Below are 17,594 nucleotides of genomic sequence, written 5' to 3'. Positions count from 1 at the left end.
ATATGCTTGGAAAAATAGATTTTGATATCGTTCGTAGTAGCTTTTTGCACGTCATAATGATCATTATTTTAGTGATTATAGGCGGCGCTTTCTGGTTAGCTACCGAGGATAAAAAGCAACATGAAGAGTATGTGGCTATGACTCGAACCGAGTTAGCTAAAATCCGCACCCAAATTCAAGAGCTAAAATACCCCAATGCAACATATCCGGATGAGCTAACAAAAATGGCACAAAAGGAAATCACTTATGAGCGGTTTCTTGCGAAACGGCTAAAAGAATACGAGGACAAATCAGCCTTAGTAGATGATACGTTCAAGGTATTAGTTGGTTGTATTTCCATTGCTGCATACTTGCTCGCATCAATAAACTATCAAATGAAATACAACAGTCTGCTCGCATTCATCATAACCCCAACAAAAAGCCCTAATAAGAATCGTCAAAGGCTTGTCATTACCAACCAAAAAGACCGAACAGAGACAATTTTAGGTGTGTATTTATTGGGTCCCAATCAAGAAAGAATAGAGTTACTTGATTACACCTGCGAACCCAAAAGCCTCTCTTCATTTGGTCATGTTGTAATCTTTTTTGAAAGTAATGAAGAGCTTAGTGATTCTAATTTATGTAAACACTACAAGCTTGTCGTGTGCTTAGGAAATGGAAAGATGGTAAAAGTTAAGCCACTGAACAAATGGAAGAACGCCCACAAGAAACTATTTTTAGCTTCAGAGGCAAACTAAATTAAATATTAGTACGGATTTAGTACGGATGACTTGCTTTTAGGAGTTGGTATTGCTTAAAAGTGAGTCCAATCGAGCATAGGTGCAACCGAGAAGCGAGAAGATGGGTATTTCATTGGTAAGCCTTATATTATCAATGCCTTACCCATACCGATATTCCGGCTTATTTGTGGGTATTCTGGCTAATTCTGTCATATTTCGACATTCATTTGCCCCCTCAGGGGCAAAATTAGGGGGCAAAATCCCCCCTGAAAAATGGGCGAGGATTATACAAGGAAATGTCTTTCACACCAACCTTCAGAGAATATTCCACAATCAGAAAATTTATTTCAACTTTTTATTATTGGTTGGATTGTTTGTGTCGAATGTTCTTACCTCACAGCATGAGTTTACAACTCATGCGTAATTTTGGTAGCGCTGAAGGTACATCAATAATGGCATCAATTGAAATCACTCAAGTTAAGAACAAGAAAGGTATCCGTTTTAAGGCTCGTGTAAAAAACACGAAGAAAGGTGTAGTTGAAAAGAGTGAGGGTCGTACTTTTGATACTCGACCACAAGCCGCTAGCTGGGCGAAGAAAAAAAAGGCTGAGTTTGAATACCTGCAAGACAACCCACAAAGTATGGAACAAGAGCAACAAAAACTTGAACATGCCACCATCTCGACTCTTATCTATGAGTACCTCGACGATCCCGACAACCTAAGGAAATATGAAGGCAGTGACAAATACTACGTTCTGCAACGACTAGCTATTTCTGACTTAGGAACGATTTTCGCACATGAGATCACAGCTAAGGATCTTGAACGACACTGTAAGCAACGAATCAACTCTCCTACCTCACCCAGCCCATCAACGGTAATGACTGATGTGATTTACTTAAAAACAGTTATGGATATCGCTGAGGAAGAGTTCAGCATAAAGGCTAATACTGACTACCATGACAAAGCGTATAAGAAGCTAGTAGACAAAGGTTTAATCGCTAGAAGTAAAGGGCGCACCCGTCGACCTACTAGTATGGAGCTTGATCGGATTATGGAGGAGCTGAAGAAAAGGGAAGTGCATCGTGCGGCACACATCCCCTACAGTTCAATTGTTCCATTTTCTATCCTTTCCTGCCTACGCATTGGGGAGCTGTGCGATGTAAAACTCTCTGACTACGATGCTGACAAAAAGACACTGTTAGTTCGGGATAGAAAACACCCTACAAAAAAACTAGGAAATGATATGGCTCTCCCGCTTTGTAATGAGATGGTAAAGATCATCGAATCTCAGCCAAAAAGTGATGATGGAAGAATCTTTCCTTACAACTCAAGATCTGTAACGGCTGGGTGGCAGCGAGTAAGAAACAAGTTAGGGATAACAGATCTATGCTACCGTGACCTTAGAGCTGAAGGTGCATCTCGTTTACTTGAAAAAGGGTTGGATATAGCTATTGTCGCAAAAATCACGGGACACAAAGACTTCCGAATCCTTCAAGAACACTACAACCGAATCCAAGCCTCAGATATTAGTAAGATGCTAAATGAAATAAGATAATCTTAGCATTCAAAGTAAAGCGAGCTAGATAGCTCGCTTTTTTTATAAGAAAAATTTGCAACGCTCATTCAAAAGATCTAATCAATAGAGACTGCACATTAAGAGTGCGGAAAAAAACTAAAATTAGAACTATGAAGCAAGGCGTAAATTTAAATGAAAAAGTTACAAATTCAGAACAACAAAACACATTGGAGCAGTACGGAGACTTTATGTTTTCCCGCGGTTCCACAGGTTATGACTACCAAGCACAATGGTTGATCAAGGACTACTTCCCTACTTTATCCTTTGGTGTAATTTACGGTGCAAGTGGCACATTAAAATCTTTTCAAGCCATTGATATTGCTTGTTCTATTGCAACAGAAAAAACATGGTGTGATAGAAATGTAGAGCAAGGTGCTGTGGTGTATGTCGCAGCCGAAGGGCAAATTGGTATATCCAAGAGAATTAAAGCATGGGAACTAACGAACGGCCTGAAGGCTGACAAGGTTTTTGTATTAGGTAATAGCTTGTTGCTAGCGGAAGAAACAACACAAGAGCAAATGATTACTGCTATACAACAGCTTGAAGAGCGTGAAAACGTCAAAGTGCAATTAATTATCCTAGATACGCTAGCGCGCTGCTTTAGCGGTGATGAAAATTCATCTCGTGATATGGGTGCTTTCATCTCAGGCTGCGACAAAGTAAAAGCAGCTACCAGCACAAGCATCATGTGCGTACACCATACGGGAAAGGACGCAAGTAAAGGAGCAAGGGGTAGTAGTGTGCTGCGAGCAGCTTGTGACTATGAGTTCCACGTCAAACGCAGTGGACAATCTAAGTTGCTTACTTTCAGTAATACTAAACAAAAAGATGGAACTGAAATGCCATGTATGGAGTTTGAAATGGAAACTGTGGACTTAGGTATTGTTTGCGACAGCCACAGACCCATAACCTCATTGGCAAGAACAAAAAAAGCTGTAACAAAAACAATCAAAGTGAAACCTAAGAAAGACCCTATTTTAGAAATACTGAATAGAGACTTCGCAGGTAAAGCCACAAGGGAGCAGTTACGCTCCATGCTGTATCCAACGGGTAAGATGACAGATGCCCAGAGAAAAAGCTTTAGTCGTTCAATTAAAACGCTTATTGAAAACAGACTCGTCTCCTTGGAGCAGTCTTCAGCCAAAGCTTCAAATACTGACGTGATAACCGTCGTGCATTAAACCTGTGACATGTGACACACCGTATAGGTGTGTCACTTTGTCACAGTGAATGCACTATTCAAACCTTCAATCGCTTTTCGCCTGAAATGGCACATTTTAGGTGGGAAGTGATTCCCACTCCATGCACTATGCGAGCCGCAAATACCCTATCCCTTATACCCACTCAACATATCAAAGATAACCCGTGCAAACTGCTGAGTTTTTGTAGGGTCAGAAAGCAACTGCATCATCTGCTCTTGGTGAGCCTCATTACTTCCAAGAATCGCATCATCAATCGCTTGAGGGAAATCACCTAGCATCGCCTGTTCACGCGTGTTATTGGCAATTTGACTCATTACCGCTTCGTTCTCTGTGAGCTTGTCTCTAACAGTAAAGGCATAGTTGATCATGTCTTTGTCTGACAGGTTATCGGTGATGAAGACTTCATTGAGCTTATCGAGGATATGAGAAAGGAACTCTTCCTTCTTATCTTTTGCCTTAGCAGTACCGATATCGGTACTTGGCTCTAGTTGGTAGTCAGGAGCGTCTTCTTTAAGCTGTATATCTTGTTGACGGATCTTCGATAGACGGTAGTGACTCATTACCACGTTATCTAAATCTAACTCATCTTCCTCAATCACCTTCTCACGCAACAACGGACGCAAGTGACGAGCATATAGGCTTAGCTTTTCTAACTCTTTGTCATCGTAATCGACAAGCTGAGACATAAACTCATAGAAGCGTGTGAAACTGCCGAGATCCTTCTTGAATATCTCAAGACGGTCTTTCTCTTGCTTGCAGTCTTTAAAACTATTCTCTGCATTGGCAATAAGAACAGCGTCACCTGTTTTCTTTGTACGCTCAAACATTTCTTTGGCTTTAATATAAGCCTCTACTGCAGAGGTATAACGCTTTTGCCAACGCTCTTTGGCTGGATGGCAGATGTTACTAATCGCGGCATTAGATTTGTTCTTGGTAAAGAAGGCTTCACAGAACTGCTCTACTTCGGACCATAAGAAAATGCCACTGGTGCGCAGCTTCTCATACAGATCAAACACCATATTAGGATCGGTGACGTCCGCCAATTCTGCGGTTTGGTAATAGGGCTGGAAGGAACCTAAAATCTCGTCTGGTTCATTATAAAAGTCTAATACGAATGTGCCTGTTTCTGCCTTGCCCGGATAAGTACGGTTAAGGCGAGAAAGAGTTTGAACACACTCTACGCCACCTAGCTTCTTATCAACGTACATAGCGCATAACTTCGGTTGGTCAAAGCCTGTTTGGAACTTATTCGCCACAAGCATTACCTGATAGTCGTCACTATCAAAGGCTTTACGCATATCTCGACCTTTTAAGTCTGGGTTCATGTTCTTTTCAGTGAACTTCTGATCGATAAAAGCAAAACTATCAGGATCATTGGCATTGAATTCGACTTCTCCAGAAAAGGCAACCATTGCGCGAATCGCATCATAGCCCATCTTCTTCTCGGCAAGCGCATCCGCCACATACTTGTCAAAAGCTAGTTTGTAACGCACTGCCTCTTTGCGAGAGCTAGTAACCACCATAGCTTTAGCCTGACCACCTAATAAGCCCATAACGTTATCTTTAAAGTGCTCAACAATCACTTTGACCTTTTGTGAGATATTGTGATCGTGTAGGCGCACCCACTGATTTAACTTCACCTTAGCTTTCTTGCTATCGACTTCTTTATCAGCGGCATCCACCTTCTGCGCTAATTGATACATCACCTTGTAGTTGGTGTAGTTCTTTAACACATCCAGAATAAAGCCTTCTTCAATGGCTTGGCGCATCGAATACACATGATACGCTTCTGGCTTATTCTGCTTAGACGGCGTAAGCTCAGGCTTAGGTAAACGCCCAAATAGCTCCATTGTCTTTGGCTTAGGGGTTGCCGTGAATGCGTAGTAGTTAAGGTTGGCGCTGCCTTGACGTGCTGCAATGGTCGCATCCAAAATATCTTCCGAAGACAACTCAACGTCATCATCGGCTTCTTCGGTCATCAATACTTCTTTTAACTGACGAGCAGTAGAACCACTTTGTGATGAGTGCGCTTCATCCGCGATTACAGCATAGCTACGCTCTTTCAGGCTGGTACTGTTTTCTATCGCACGTAAAACAAACGGGAAGGTTTGAATGGTCACAATGATGATAGGTTGCGAGTTCTCCAACGCTGAAGCCAGCTTCTCAGACTTAGAACCATCGCCCTCTTTGTTATTGATACGCCCTACCACACCATCGGCATGTTCAAATTGGTAGATGGTATCTTGCAGTTGGTCATCAAGCACGGTTCGGTCGGTGACGACAATGACAGAATGGAATTGCTTGTTGCCTTCAGAGTCATAAAGCGTAGAAAGCTGGTGTGCTGTCCATGCAATAGAGTTCGACTTACCAGAACCCGCACTATGCTGCACAAGATATTTGTTACCCGTCCCTTCTTCGATGGCGGCGTCAATCAGCTTAGTCACGACATCCCATTGGTGGTAACGAGGGAAGATCAGCGTTTCTTTCTTAGATTTACGTCCCTCCCAATCTTCCTTCTCTTCAATTTGAAGGTGAACAAAGCGCCCGATAATATTTAGTAGGTTGTCAGGGACTAATACCTCATTCCAAAGATAATCTGTAGCATAAAGGCTTTTGTCTTTAGGTACATCGTTACCCGCACCGCCTTCTTTAGTCCCTTTATTGAAAGGAAGGAAGAAGGTGTCATCACCTGCCAGTTTGGTTGCCATATGCACTTCATATTGACTCACAGCGAAATGCACCAAAGCACCACGTTTAAAGGTCAATAGTGGCTCTGGTTTCTTAGTTGCAGGGTCTTTGGGTAGACGGGTGCGCTTGTACTGCTTAATTGCATTCTCTACCGCTTGTTTGAATTCGGATTTCAGCTCAAGCGTTGAGACTGGTAAGCCGTTGACGAACAGAACCAGATCAATACGCCATGCTTTAGCCTTTTTACCCGTCGCTTCTAGGTGCTCTTTGGTGGCATAAGGGCTGTAAACCAGCTCAGGAACGATGCGGCAGATGTTCTTCTCATAACGCGCTAAGGTTTCAGGGTTTAGGTTATGCTCAGGTTTAAACTGGCATAGCGAAAAACGCGCATTACGAATCTTCAAGCCATGACGCAGAACACCCAAAGTACCAAAACTACGTGAGGCTTGATTGGTAGCATTCACATCGGCTTTTTTTAGTTGAGCAACCAGTGCTTCAATAAAGTGACGGTCAGATTCATTAGGGTAAACCTTGCAAAACTTCTCCCACTCTTTGGGTTGGGTCGCTTTTACGAAGTTCAGCACATCTTGTTCATAGAGTGCCGACTCTCGGTTATAGCCTTCAGGTTTACCTTCCACCCAACCATTCGCCACCATTTGGCGAATGATGTCATCTTGGAAGATACGTTCTTGAGTTGAATCGGTACTCATGAGCCAGCCTCCTGCTGTTGAACTTCTTGGTTCACTGGAGCTTGCCAATTGCGCACGTCAATCTTTCCTGTAACGGCGGCTGAAATTAAAGCGGTGCGGCGCTCTTGCATCAAAGCAATGGCTTCTCTGGATTTTTGCACTAACGTGTTGAAGTTAGATACTTCACCTTTCAAGGCTTCCAATATCTCCTCTTGCTCCTTAATTGGAGGGAGAGGAAATTTCATAGGCTCAATATGCTTATTGTTTATCTGTGGAACAGTAGACACATCAGCAATGTCACCAAGCCCACGAAGCTTCAGCATATATGCAACATATTCAGGCATGACTTTTTCATTTAACTCCCAGCCCATTAAATTGGGATCAATAAAGGAATTTTCCCTAACGAAATTAACTTTATTTGTGAATATTGCAGCCCCCCTTTTAGGGAACACAATATAGTTAGACTTTGCTTTACTGGTGGTTACTTTCGAGCTATCAACAAAAAAGCTCTTTTCAGCTAAATCAAAGGTGTCCAAAGACAAAGTTGATACTTTGATAAATGGAATGTCACCGTCGTCACCAATCAAGGTATCAGCAATAGTTTCAGAACCAAATAACCGTCCAAGATAGCCGCATTTAACTACTATCCACTGCTCAGGCACTTCCCCCAACCATTCCACACCGGAATCTTTCATCGGTGCATCTGGGTTTAGCCCTTTAGTCACCGCATGGCTGATAACCGCTTGGCGTTTTTCTTTTAGCAGCTTGATAAGTTGCTGCTGCTTGTCGATCAAGGTGTCGATTTTGGCGGTTTCGTGATCGAGGAAGTTGGCGATTTGAAGACGTTCATCCTTGGGTGGCAATGGAATTTCAAAGCTGTTTAGATTAGCCGTCGTTAACTGATTGATCGTAGCAGTCAAAAATGACCCCGATTGATACTCAAACAAAGCTGAATTAAACACTTTCGAAAGGTAATCATTGTAAGGACTACGAAACACAGACATAAAAGCCCCAAAAGTCATACCCAATCCCTGTTTATCAATTTGGGCATTCTTTCCGATCAATGCTCGACTACCATTCCGAGCACATATCAATATGTCACCAAGCTGAGTCTTTAGCTTTTCTGGGATTTTCTTATTCACATATACGTTGTCTTCAAATGCCAGTTGCTTATTTTGGACATTTGAAGATCGTAGAACCAATGTTCCTTCATCTGAGTTATCAACAGCATCATCTGGTGAATAAGTTAATCCAATTATCGCTTCACCAAGATATTTCAAACGCTTTACTTCCCAGTGAGCGGGGATTTCATGTAACCAACCCAAGTGGGTTGGTTTGTATTCAGAATAAGCAGGATAGTTACTCATGACGAATGTACCTCTTTCAGCAAATTCATAATATCGCTACTCACTACGTCTAAATCGGCATCAATTACTTCCAAATCACGTGGCGGCTGGTAAACATAGAAATGACGGTTAAACGGAATCTCATAACCTACAACACCAATCTCTTTGTCTTTTTCATCGCGCTTGTCTGCGTTAATCCACGCATCAGCAACGTGTGGCTGCACTTCGCGCTTGAAGTAGCTTTCAATCAGAGTTGATGTGCTAACGCTTGGGTCAAGTGGCACGTTCTCATTATCACGTAGATCGCCATCTTGTTGGAACTCAACAACCTTACCTACTAGACCTTTAACATCGCCAATGTATTCAAAAGCACCATACAATGGTTGTGATTCTTCTTTTAATATTTTCTTGACCACTCGTTCGGCATCTTGATTTTTCCACGTTACCGCATCTATAAACTGCTTTTTCTCTTTAGTATCTAGTTTAATACCAGTGTTTTTAAACGCACCTTTCAAGGTCAATTCAAACTGATTGAAATCATCAGACTGTTGCGCTTTGCCACCAAGCCCTTTTTCATTATGAGAAATACCGATTTCAGCTTGTAGCTGCTGAGCTTTCTCAAGTAATGACTTTTGGAATAACCATACTTTGCTACCCAAGACATCTTTGATTTGCTTCTCTTTTAGTTCTGGGAAATCTGCTTTGATTAATGCACGAACCTCTGTTTCAACATGACCTAACAGACCATATGTTTCGTTTGTCCACTCGGAGCCAAACTTCTCATAGATCTCAGGCATAACTGCGTTGAATGGCTTGGGAGCAAAACGGAGCGTATTGATTCGCTCATCCGTTAGCTGTGTAGATAAACGTAATGGACGTTCGATTGTTAAGCGGCGGTAACCAAACTCGTGGGTACTGAAGATCTTACTGGCGAAGGTTTTAGGCGCTTCCGTTTTTGGTGTCGCTGACTGACGGCCACGGTTTGACTTTTGCTCTGCTGGCTTATCAAGCTCGCGAGCATCAACCACTTCAAAATCCCCAAAGCTGCGAGTAATGGTTTTAATGTCGTCTTCACTCATCACGTTACGCTTCGATCCTAGCGATTTTCGCATCTTGCCACACAGGTTAGAGCCATCAATTAATTGCACTTTGCCTTTGCGTTCTGAGCCTTTCTTATTGCTTAGCACCCATACGTAAGTTGCAATGCCCGTGTTATAGAACATGTCGGTAGGCAGCGCGACGATGGCTTCAAGTAAGTCAGCTTCAAGGATGTAACGACGAATTTCACTTTCGCCACTACCAGCACCACCAGTAAACAGTGGTGAACCATTAAGAATGATGCCGATACGCCCACCATCCGTAACGCTGCCGTCAACAGCATGAGTGTCACGCATTTTGCTGATCAAGTGCATCAAGAACAGTAGAGAACCATCAGATACACGAGGCAAACCTGCGCCAAAACGACCATCGAAACCTTTTAGGGTATGTTCGTCTTTGATCTCACCTTCAATCTTCTTCCAGTCAACACCAAACGGAGGGTTAGATAGCATGTAATCAAACTGGTCGGCTGGCAGTTGGTCATTAGAAAGGGTGTTACCTAGTTTGATACGGCTAACATCCTGCCCCTTAATCAACATATCCGCTTTACAGATAGCGTATGACTCTGGGTTTAACTCCTGACCAAACGCACGCATCACGGCTTTAGGGTTCAGCTCATGGACATATTCCATACCTGAAGATAAGAAGCCGCCCGTACCTGCTGTAGGGTCGTAAATGGTGCGAATAATGCCTTCTTTAGTCAGAGCATCATCATCTTCCATAAACACGAGAGATGTGGTTAAGCGAACAATATCACGAGGGGTGAAGTGCTCACCTGCCGTTTCATTAGAGCTTTCAGCAAAGCGGCGAATCAACTCTTCAAATACCAAACCCATATCGTGGTTAGAAATGGCTTTAGGACTTAGGTCAGTAGTGGCAAACTTCTTCACTACCTTATAAAGCAGATTGGCATCATCCAGCAGACCAACAAACTCATCAAACTTAAAATGCTCAAAGATTTCACGGGCATCAGCAGAGAAACATTGAATGTAGTTCTCTAGGTTAGCTTTAATGTCGCTCTGCCCCATCTTGCCAAGGTTCATTGGAGAGGTATTGAAGAATGACAGTCCCTTTTTGTCAGTTGCAGTTTGCGTCGCTCGTAATAGCAACTTTTCTCGCTGATTTTCATCCAAAGCTGGTTTTTCTGAGTCAACTAACTTCTGACTCATTGCATCAACTAAAGGAACTTGAGCGATTACTGCATCTTTTGTTTCTTCTAATACACACTCAAGGCGACGAAGAAGGGTAAACGGCAGGATCACACGACCGTATTGGGATTGTTTAAAGTCACCGCGAAGCAGGTCAGCTACCGACCAGATGAAGGCTGCGGTTTGAGAGAAATTTGTGTTAGTCATGAAAAGAAAAACCCTGAGTATAGCAATATGCATAATTCAGGGGATTATATCTAAATAACAACTAACTGTCTGATAGGTTGAACACTATTTCATATAAAGCGAAGTAGAGGATTGCGATATCTTACTATCGCTTGAGGAGAAGCCTGTACTTACAGGAGCAATCACCATTAACCTCCTGACAAGGTCTTTAATTATTGCTGCCGACTTATCTCCAACCTCTGAGTTGTAATCGTCTGAATCGGTATTACTGACGACCTCTAAAACGATCTGATCTAGCAGACATAGAGCTTGCAGGTTGACATCAAGAACGCTGACTAGCCACAGGTAGCGTTCAGACTTTAATTCAATATCCTCTACGGTAATAAACCCTGATTTTTTACAATGATTAATCACCTTAGTTTCAATGGCTTTATTGATTAGTTCATCAGTGGATATTGCAGGAATTAGGCACTTTTCTAAATGAGATAACTCATTTTCGACGTTTTTCATAAAGTATCTTTTGTATTGAGCGTAATAACTCTGAATACAAATAGCAAATACCTTGGGGGCGTTGAGAGGGGGTATCCCAATCTCACCAGTGACAACCAACAAATGCGTAGCATATGGGGTTGTACTATCTGGAATACCGGACTCAGTATGATGTTGGTGATTCGTTGTTTGCAATCTGTCTATAAGAATTAATACACTTATAGAAAACTATGATCAAAAACTGGGTTGTTACAACGGAGTCTATCAAGAATCAAAGTGATGGTGTTATGGCTAGAGAGCGATATTTACTTGCCCAAAAACACCCAAATCACCGTAATACAGAATCAATCATCTCACTCATAGGTGATGCAAAAACATCACAGAGAATAGCTCTAGCTGGAGAACAATTTAGAGTGCGGCAACATCTAAATCGTAAGGGAGGTAGACCCCTTTCCAGCTATGCTATGGAATACTGTTTGACACTGCCAAAGGGCTATCGACCAACAGAAAGGCAGTGGAAGTTAATCTTGAGCGACTGCTGCAGCACTCTTGCTCAGTTATGCGAGTTACAGCCACAAGAAATAAAACAATTAAAATCACAAATCAGAGCTGTACTGCACAGACAAAAACAAGACACTAAGCATGGGGCTGGCGATCATGTACACCTTTTGATCGGTAAAATAGTTGGAAAAAGGGTGCTAAAAGCACTCCAACAAAAAAAAGGCACTAAGATGCTCAAAACAGCTTTTAATGCAGCTGTATTAAAACACGTTGGCATAGATCATAAAAAGTACACCCCCTACGAAATGGGGCGAAGTAAACGCCTAGAAACATGGCGGTATCAACAACAAAAAGCTGAAGAATCTCTTCACGTTGAAAAAATAGTTCTACGAATGCAAAATCAGGCAGCAAGGTGGTTTGAGGCTAATGATAACAATAATCAACGGCAGGCTAACCGCCAGCTAAATCGTCTGATTAAAACATTTGATGAGCTATCAGAATTAGCTGTAACTGAAAATTACGCAGTGGAAATAGACAAATTAAAATACCGAATTTTGTCTACAAAAAAGCCCCTTTAAAAGGTGCTAATACAGCTAATAGGTTCTAACGTTTACATATTAGTGAGTTTTGTAAACGTTAAAATCTACTCCAAACATTTCATCCATCCACTCACAAAGCTCTTCTAGACTCTCAAACGCTCCAGTGTCACCTTCATCATGGTAGCTAATCAACTCCATCCCAAGACGATAACGAAGGTACTCTTCTGTTTCTGAAGACAACACACCACCGAACATTGCACAATGTACAACCTCATTCAGATGGCTAGCAAATGTAGTAAAGTCATGCTTATCAACAGCACACAAATCGTCACTCTTCACCGCAGTTAACAAATGCTCTCTAAAGTCATGTAGCATCTCAGCATAATGATCTACATACCTAAGATGATGAGCGCGTAGAGTCTGCATTTTTTCAAAGCTCGTTTGGTAAGTTCCTGTGTTCATAATTTTTGTTCCTTTACGTTGAATTAACTTGCTGAGAATGATGCCACATTAAAAGCAATCTTAGGGAATAAAAATGTAAGCAAATAATTCCAAGCTATTGACTTTAAAAGATAAAAATGACATGAAAACCAATCATGGTACAATAGGTAAGTCACCGCTTTAGTCTTATAAAAGACATAAATTCTTTAGAGAACAACTCATCACTTGAATGAAATTGAGTCAGTTCAATAAAACGCAAAAATCCTGAACCCTCAAAGATTGTCATCTCATTAATTAACCCGCTTAGGTTTATTGAACTACCCACAGCGTCTCGTGACAAGTTCAAAACTAATTGTATAAAATAAGGGCTGTGAACCAATCCGCGAACGAAATCTTCCAAAATGATCTTGTCATCGCTAGGTAGTGCGAACGTTGGGTTGAGAATAGGCATATTACCAAGATTCATACCATCGCCCTCTTCCATGCTGTACGAGCCGTAGAACTGCGCTCGTCAATATATTCGGCAAGATCATCTAGATTTATGAACCAAGGTGATTTTTGACTTAAACCTAGTCTAAAGGCTGGAAAAGGGAGTTCATTTAAGCGTGCTTTACGTTGAGCTGTACTGAAAGATATATCCAAGAACTCTTCTGTCACCTCTTCCAAGGAGACACAAGGCTTCATTCCAAACATTCCAGCAAGCATTGATTTAGTGGATAAAAGATTATTGGTACTACGAGTCTTACGTCCTGCCATTTTTTACCTCTGTAGATGACGTGAACGTATAAGCAAAATTGCTCATACTCATAGCTATTACAAACTTTTGAGCAAGAATCCAAATTTATTTTGAAAATAAGTCGATTTTTTTTGTGGGGGCAATAATATGAGATTTGAAGGTAGTGTGAAGGATATCGAAGAGACCGAATCTAGTATTTGCCCCCAATTTACCCCCTAAATACAAAGGGAAAACCTAAGGCACTGTTATTATGGAGTTTTTATCTACAGTTGCACGAATCGAGCATTGGAGCGACAGACAACCTACATGAATGTGTCATGGCAAAGTACCCTAGTAGCGAGTCAAAAAAATATGCTGGAATACCCAGCAAAAGCAAGGTCGGCTATTGTAAATGCTATGCCCTATTTGTGCTATATGAACTTTGCCTCACACTTTTTTATAAACCTATTCACCAGATCTCTAATTCAACCTCATTAATCAGTTATGCCTTGAGTCACACTGTCATTTTGAGTTACCTTGTCTTATTCAAAGTCGTGGGTCACAATACGCTCTGTACCTGACTTTAATAGAAATCATTGGCTCCCAAAACGTAGTAACCTAGAAATAAGGTTTGATTAGGGATGTCCGATTGAATGGTGAAAAATTTGGACCACACATTAATAGAGCAAGTTGAAGGGATATGCGCATCGCGAGGCGTTAGATTAACACCTCAAAGAAAGCGAGTGTTTGAGCTCATCCTCTCTAATAAGAAAGCCTCCAGTGCTTATGAATTATTAGAGCAGTTGAAAGTCAGTGAACCACAGGCCAAGCCTCCTACAGTTTATCGCGCTTTGGATTTCTTGTTGGAACAAGGTTTCATTCACCGAGTTGAGTCAACCAATAGCTTCATATGCTGCTGTTCTTGCAATGCCAACAAACATTTCTCCCAACTACTGATCTGCGATAAATGTGGCACTGTGATAGAACTGCAAGACGATGCGCTTGTCACCCTACTCGCCAGTAACGCTGAGAAGCATGGCTTTCAATTGACGAATCATGTCATTGAATCGCATGGCATTTGCCAATCTTGCTCCTCTGAGATGAAAGAATAAGATTATAGAAGAACATTATGCGCGCTGAATTTGTAAACCCGTTTTTAGCTTCTTTGATGAACGTATTAAAAACGATGGCTTCTTTAGAATTGAAGCCACAAAAACCGAGAGTTAAGAAAGATGAAATCGCTCGTGGTGATGTATCCGGCCTAATTGGTATGGTTGGTACACAATCTCGTGGTTCGATGTCGATCACCTTTGATGAAGGTCTCGCTCTCGAAATCATGGAAAACATGCTCGGTGAACGACCAAACGGCCTCAACGAAGAAGTGACCGATATGGTGGGTGAAATCACTAACATGGTGACTGGCGGTGCAAAACGTATTCTTGCAGAAAGCGGTTTTGACTTCGATATGGCAACGCCAATCGTGGTTTCCGGTAAAGGTCATACGATTCGTCACAAGTGTGATGGGGCAATCATCATCATGCCTTTCTCATCTCAATGGGGTAATGCTTTCATCGAGATCTGCTTCGAATAACGCTGTTTATTTCTAGCAGTACTGAGTATCGAATCAAAGAAGGTTGGCGTAATGCCAGCCTTTTTTATTACCTGCGATTTAAGCAATTCTTGCTCTACAGATACAAAAACGCCAACCCGAAGGTTGGCGTTTTTTTGGTGCTATCAACTCAATTAAGCTTTAAGCGCTTTAAATGCGTTGATTAGACCGTTCGTTGAGCTGTCGTGAGACGTTACTTGAGCATCGTCAGCAAGCTCTGGAAGAATTTGGTTTGCTAGTTGCTTACCAAGCTCTACACCCCATTGGTCGAAGCTGAAGATGTTCCAGATAACGCCTTGAACGAAGATCTTGTGCTCGTACATCGCGATTAGGTTACCTAAAGAGCGAGGGTTGATTTGCTTAACAAGAATTGAGTTCGTTGGGCGGTTACCTTCAAATACTTTGAAAGGTACTAGCTCAGCAACTTCTTCAGCTGTTTTACCCGCAGCTAGGAATTCAGCTTCTACTGTCTCTTTTGTCTTACCGAAAGCGAGCGCTTCAGTTTGAGCAAAGAAGTTAGACATTAGCTTCTGGTGGTGATCAGATGCTGGGTTGTGGCTGATAGCAGGCGCGATGAAGTCTGATGGGATCAGCTTAGTGCCTTGGTGAATCAGTTGGTAGAACGCGTGCTGGCCGTTTGTACCAGGTTCACCCCAGATGATAGGACCTGTTTGGTACTCTACTGGGTTGCCTTCACGGTCAACAAACTTGCCGTTCGATTCCATGTTGCCTTGCTGGAAGTAAGCAGCAAAACGGTGCATGTATTGATCGTAAGGAAGAATTGCTTCTGACTCAGCGCCGTGGAAGTTGTTGTACCAAATACCGATAAGCGCAAGGATTACTGGAATGTTGCTTTCAAACTCAGTTGAAGCAAAGTGGTTATCCATCTCGTGAGCACCTTCTAGTAGCTCAACGAAGTTATCGAAGCCAACAGATAGTGAGATAGAAAGACCGATTGCAGACCATAGTGAGTAACGACCACCAACCCAGTCCCAGAATTCGAACATGTTGTCAGTATCAATACCAAACTCAGCGACCGCAGTTGCATTCGTTGATAGTGCTGCGAAGTGTTTAGCTACGTGTGCGTTATCACCCGCTTCAGCCAAGAACCAATCACGTGCAGAGTGCGCGTTAGTCATTGTTTCTTGAGTCGTGAATGTTTTAGATGCCACTAGGAATAGCGTTGTTTCTGGGTTAAGAGGCTTAAGAGTCTCAACGATGTGAGTGCCATCTACGTTAGAAACGAAGTGCATGTTTAGACGAGTTTTGTATGGCGTTAGAGCTTCAGTCACCATGTATGGACCAAGGTCCGAACCGCCGATACCGATGTTAACTACATCAGTGATCTCTTTACCTGTGTAACCTTTCCACTCACCAGAAACGATGCGGTGTGTGAACAGTTCCATTTTTGCTAGTACTGCATTCACTGCCGGCATTACGTCTTTGCCGTCAACCATTACTGGGTTGTCGCTACGGTTACGTAGAGCAGTGTGAAGTACTGAACGACCTTCAGTCTTGTTGATTGCATCACCACCGAACATTGCTTCGATTGCGGACTTAACTTCAGTCTCGTTCGCAAGAGCAAATAGGTGCTGCATAGTTTCAGCATCGATAAGGTTCTTAGAGTAATCCACTAAGATGTCAGAACCGAAACGAGTAGAAAAGCTCTCGAAACGCTTTGCATCTTGAGCAAACAGTTCTTTCATATCCATATCTTGAGCAGACTCAAAATGTGCCGTTAGAGCTTTCCACGCTTGTGTTTGCGTTGGGTTGATATTTTTCAACATGGTATCTATCCCGATGTTACTGTAGGTTTTATTCTAAACGTCACCTGGGTGATGAATAGAACCCCCGATTAGGCGAAAGTTTATATTTTTCTGTGATGACCAAACCGCGTCACCACTGAAAGATTCTTTGTAATTTTTTTTCACGACGTATTATGCCGCATATGAAGAGCTGTACCTTGAGATAAATCAGGATTAGATTTCCTGACAGAAGAATCGGTACAGACTCTAGCTCTAACATAATTAAATGTGAGCGATACCTGATAAATTCAAGTTCAAAAGATAGCGTTAAACCACTTTTTTTCCAAATACATTATAAAGGATGGCGTATGTGGATTCAGAAGACTATACACCTAAATGCACGAAAGCGTGGATTTCATCTCATTACTGATGAAATTGAACAACAGATACACGATATCAATTCTCTATCTGTTGGTTTATTACATCTTTTTATCCAACATACCTCTGCCAGCCTCACGCTAAACGAGAACGCTGATCCTACCGTCCGTACCGATATGGAGTCGCACTTTAATAAGTTTGTCCCAGAGCGAGCGCCCTACTACAGACACACCTATGAAGGTGATGATGACATGCCTGCCCACATTAAAGCATCGACACTTGGCACCAGTGTGACAATACCGATTAGCAATGGTCGTTTAGCTTTAGGTACATGGCAGGGCATTTACTTAGGAGAGCACCGAGATTGTAGTGGAAGCCGAACTGTGATTGCTACGATGCAAGGTGAGTAGACTGCTTGAAAACAAGGTCTCCTTAATAAAAACAATATCTTGTTAATAAAAAAGAGTGGTGAGTTTCCACAACCACTCTTATAAAAATAGTATTTGGCCTACTGTAGGCCGAAA

14 protein-coding genes are annotated in these 17,594 nt (G+C 42.1%); 7 read left to right on the top strand and 7 right to left on the bottom strand.

Features of this window, described 5'->3' with window-relative positions; all coding sequences use genetic code 11:
• The first annotated feature begins 2 nt into the window (after positions 1–2).
• The 3 genes from MSG38_RS22990 to MSG38_RS22980 all read left to right on the top strand — a co-directional run bounded on the left by MSG38_RS22990 (position 3) and on the right by MSG38_RS22980 (position 3,477).
• Complete coding sequence (locus tag MSG38_RS22990) at positions 3–737, top strand: hypothetical protein (RefSeq protein ID WP_248402716.1); 735 nt, start codon at positions 3–5, stop codon at positions 735–737.
• A gap of 278 nt (positions 738–1,015) precedes the next feature.
• Positions 1,016–2,275: a site-specific integrase gene (locus tag MSG38_RS22985; RefSeq protein WP_248402715.1), complete on the top strand. Its 1,260-nt coding sequence runs from the start codon at positions 1,016–1,018 to the stop codon at positions 2,273–2,275.
• 131 nt (positions 2,276–2,406) lie between these two features.
• A complete protein-coding gene (locus tag MSG38_RS22980; RefSeq protein WP_248402714.1) occupies positions 2,407–3,477 on the top strand; it encodes a helicase RepA family protein in 1,071 nt (356 codons plus the stop codon).
• 146 nt (positions 3,478–3,623) lie between these two features.
• On the opposite strand, the gene MSG38_RS22975 is transcribed toward MSG38_RS22980, so the two are convergent.
• The 4 genes from MSG38_RS22975 to MSG38_RS22960 all read right to left on the bottom strand — a co-directional run bounded on the left by MSG38_RS22975 (position 3,624) and on the right by MSG38_RS22960 (position 11,163).
• Positions 3,624–6,896, bottom strand: coding sequence for a DEAD/DEAH box helicase family protein (locus MSG38_RS22975; RefSeq protein WP_248402713.1), 3,273 nt, complete (start codon positions 6,894–6,896; stop codon positions 3,624–3,626).
• Positions 6,893–8,242, bottom strand: coding sequence for a restriction endonuclease subunit S (locus MSG38_RS22970; protein ID WP_248402712.1), 1,350 nt, complete (start codon positions 8,240–8,242; stop codon positions 6,893–6,895). The genes MSG38_RS22975 and MSG38_RS22970 overlap by 4 nt, the downstream gene beginning before the upstream one ends.
• Positions 8,239–10,674, bottom strand: coding sequence for a class I SAM-dependent DNA methyltransferase (locus MSG38_RS22965; RefSeq protein WP_248402711.1), 2,436 nt, complete (start codon positions 10,672–10,674; stop codon positions 8,239–8,241). Before MSG38_RS22965 ends, MSG38_RS22970 begins: the two co-directional genes overlap by 4 nt.
• Positions 10,675–10,758: 84 nt before the next feature.
• Positions 10,759–11,163: a hypothetical protein gene (locus tag MSG38_RS22960; protein WP_248402710.1), complete on the bottom strand. Its 405-nt coding sequence runs from the start codon at positions 11,161–11,163 to the stop codon at positions 10,759–10,761.
• A gap of 209 nt (positions 11,164–11,372) precedes the next feature.
• On the opposite strand from MSG38_RS22960, the gene MSG38_RS22955 reads away from it, so the two are divergent.
• On the top strand, positions 11,373–12,221 hold the full coding sequence (locus MSG38_RS22955) for a hypothetical protein (RefSeq protein WP_248402709.1): 849 nt from the start codon (positions 11,373–11,375) through the stop codon (positions 12,219–12,221).
• Positions 12,222–12,260: 39 nt separating this feature from the next.
• Here MSG38_RS22955 and MSG38_RS22950 read toward each other — a convergent pair whose 3' ends face one another.
• Positions 12,261–12,644, bottom strand: coding sequence for a hypothetical protein (locus tag MSG38_RS22950; protein ID WP_248402708.1), 384 nt, complete (start codon positions 12,642–12,644; stop codon positions 12,261–12,263).
• 441 nt (positions 12,645–13,085) lie between these two features.
• Positions 13,086–13,379 (bottom strand): pyocin activator PrtN family protein, encoded by a 294-nt coding sequence (locus MSG38_RS22945; protein ID WP_248402707.1) that lies wholly within the window; start codon positions 13,377–13,379, stop codon positions 13,086–13,088.
• Positions 13,380–13,991: 612 nt separating this feature from the next.
• Here MSG38_RS22945 and zur point away from each other — a divergent pair.
• Both zur and MSG38_RS22935 read left to right on the top strand, forming a co-directional pair.
• Positions 13,992–14,450 (top strand): zinc uptake transcriptional repressor Zur, encoded by a 459-nt coding sequence (zur, locus tag MSG38_RS22940; RefSeq protein WP_017059941.1) that lies wholly within the window; start codon positions 13,992–13,994, stop codon positions 14,448–14,450.
• A 17-nt stretch (positions 14,451–14,467) separates the two neighbouring features.
• Positions 14,468–14,929 carry a chemotaxis protein CheX gene (locus tag MSG38_RS22935; protein ID WP_017059940.1) on the top strand — a complete coding sequence of 154 codons (462 nt, stop codon included), beginning with the start codon at positions 14,468–14,470 and terminating at the stop codon, positions 14,927–14,929.
• Between the two features lie 152 nt (positions 14,930–15,081).
• Here MSG38_RS22935 and pgi read toward each other — a convergent pair whose 3' ends face one another.
• Positions 15,082–16,734, bottom strand: a complete 1,653-nt coding sequence (gene pgi, locus MSG38_RS22930) for a glucose-6-phosphate isomerase (protein WP_017632690.1) — start codon at positions 16,732–16,734, stop codon at positions 15,082–15,084.
• Between the two features lie 326 nt (positions 16,735–17,060).
• Between pgi and MSG38_RS22925 the strand changes: the two genes are divergently transcribed.
• Positions 17,061–17,480 carry a secondary thiamine-phosphate synthase enzyme YjbQ gene (locus tag MSG38_RS22925; protein WP_248402706.1) on the top strand — a complete coding sequence of 140 codons (420 nt, stop codon included), beginning with the start codon at positions 17,061–17,063 and terminating at the stop codon, positions 17,478–17,480.
• Positions 17,481–17,594 lie beyond the last annotated feature (114 nt).

The sequence above is a fragment of the Vibrio sp. 1CM24A genome (assembly GCF_023161725.1).
GTDB lineage: Bacteria > Pseudomonadota > Gammaproteobacteria > Enterobacterales > Vibrionaceae > Vibrio > Vibrio coralliirubri.
Note: the sequence above shows the minus strand (reverse complement) of the source record. Positions and strands in the feature narration are given on the sequence as shown.

Excerpts from the sequence above, each read along its gene's own strand:
- zur (WP_017059941.1), top strand. The coding sequence starts at position 13,992 with ATGGTGAAAAATTTGGACCACACATTAATAGAGCAAGTTGAAGGGATA.
- MSG38_RS22955 (WP_248402709.1), top strand. The coding sequence starts at position 11,373 with ATGATCAAAAACTGGGTTGTTACAACGGAGTCTATCAAGAATCAAAGT.
- MSG38_RS22980 (WP_248402714.1), top strand. The coding sequence starts at position 2,407 with ATGAAGCAAGGCGTAAATTTAAATGAAAAAGTTACAAATTCAGAACAA.
- MSG38_RS22935 (WP_017059940.1), top strand. The coding sequence starts at position 14,468 with ATGCGCGCTGAATTTGTAAACCCGTTTTTAGCTTCTTTGATGAACGTA.
- MSG38_RS22965 (WP_248402711.1), bottom strand. The coding sequence starts at position 10,674 with ATGACTAACACAAATTTCTCTCAAACCGCAGCCTTCATCTGGTCGGTA.
- MSG38_RS22960 (WP_248402710.1), bottom strand. The coding sequence starts at position 11,163 with ATGAAAAACGTCGAAAATGAGTTATCTCATTTAGAAAAGTGCCTAATT.
- pgi (WP_017632690.1), bottom strand. The coding sequence starts at position 16,734 with ATGTTGAAAAATATCAACCCAACGCAAACACAAGCGTGGAAAGCTCTA.
- MSG38_RS22925 (WP_248402706.1), top strand. The coding sequence starts at position 17,061 with ATGTGGATTCAGAAGACTATACACCTAAATGCACGAAAGCGTGGATTT.
- MSG38_RS22970 (WP_248402712.1), bottom strand. The coding sequence starts at position 8,242 with ATGAGTAACTATCCTGCTTATTCTGAATACAAACCAACCCACTTGGGT.
- MSG38_RS22945 (WP_248402707.1), bottom strand. The coding sequence starts at position 13,379 with ATGGCAGGACGTAAGACTCGTAGTACCAATAATCTTTTATCCACTAAA.
- MSG38_RS22990 (WP_248402716.1), top strand. The coding sequence starts at position 3 with ATGCTTGGAAAAATAGATTTTGATATCGTTCGTAGTAGCTTTTTGCAC.
- MSG38_RS22985 (WP_248402715.1), top strand. The coding sequence starts at position 1,016 with ATGTCTTTCACACCAACCTTCAGAGAATATTCCACAATCAGAAAATTT.
- MSG38_RS22975 (WP_248402713.1), bottom strand. The coding sequence starts at position 6,896 with ATGAGTACCGATTCAACTCAAGAACGTATCTTCCAAGATGACATCATT.
- MSG38_RS22950 (WP_248402708.1), bottom strand. The coding sequence starts at position 12,644 with ATGAACACAGGAACTTACCAAACGAGCTTTGAAAAAATGCAGACTCTA.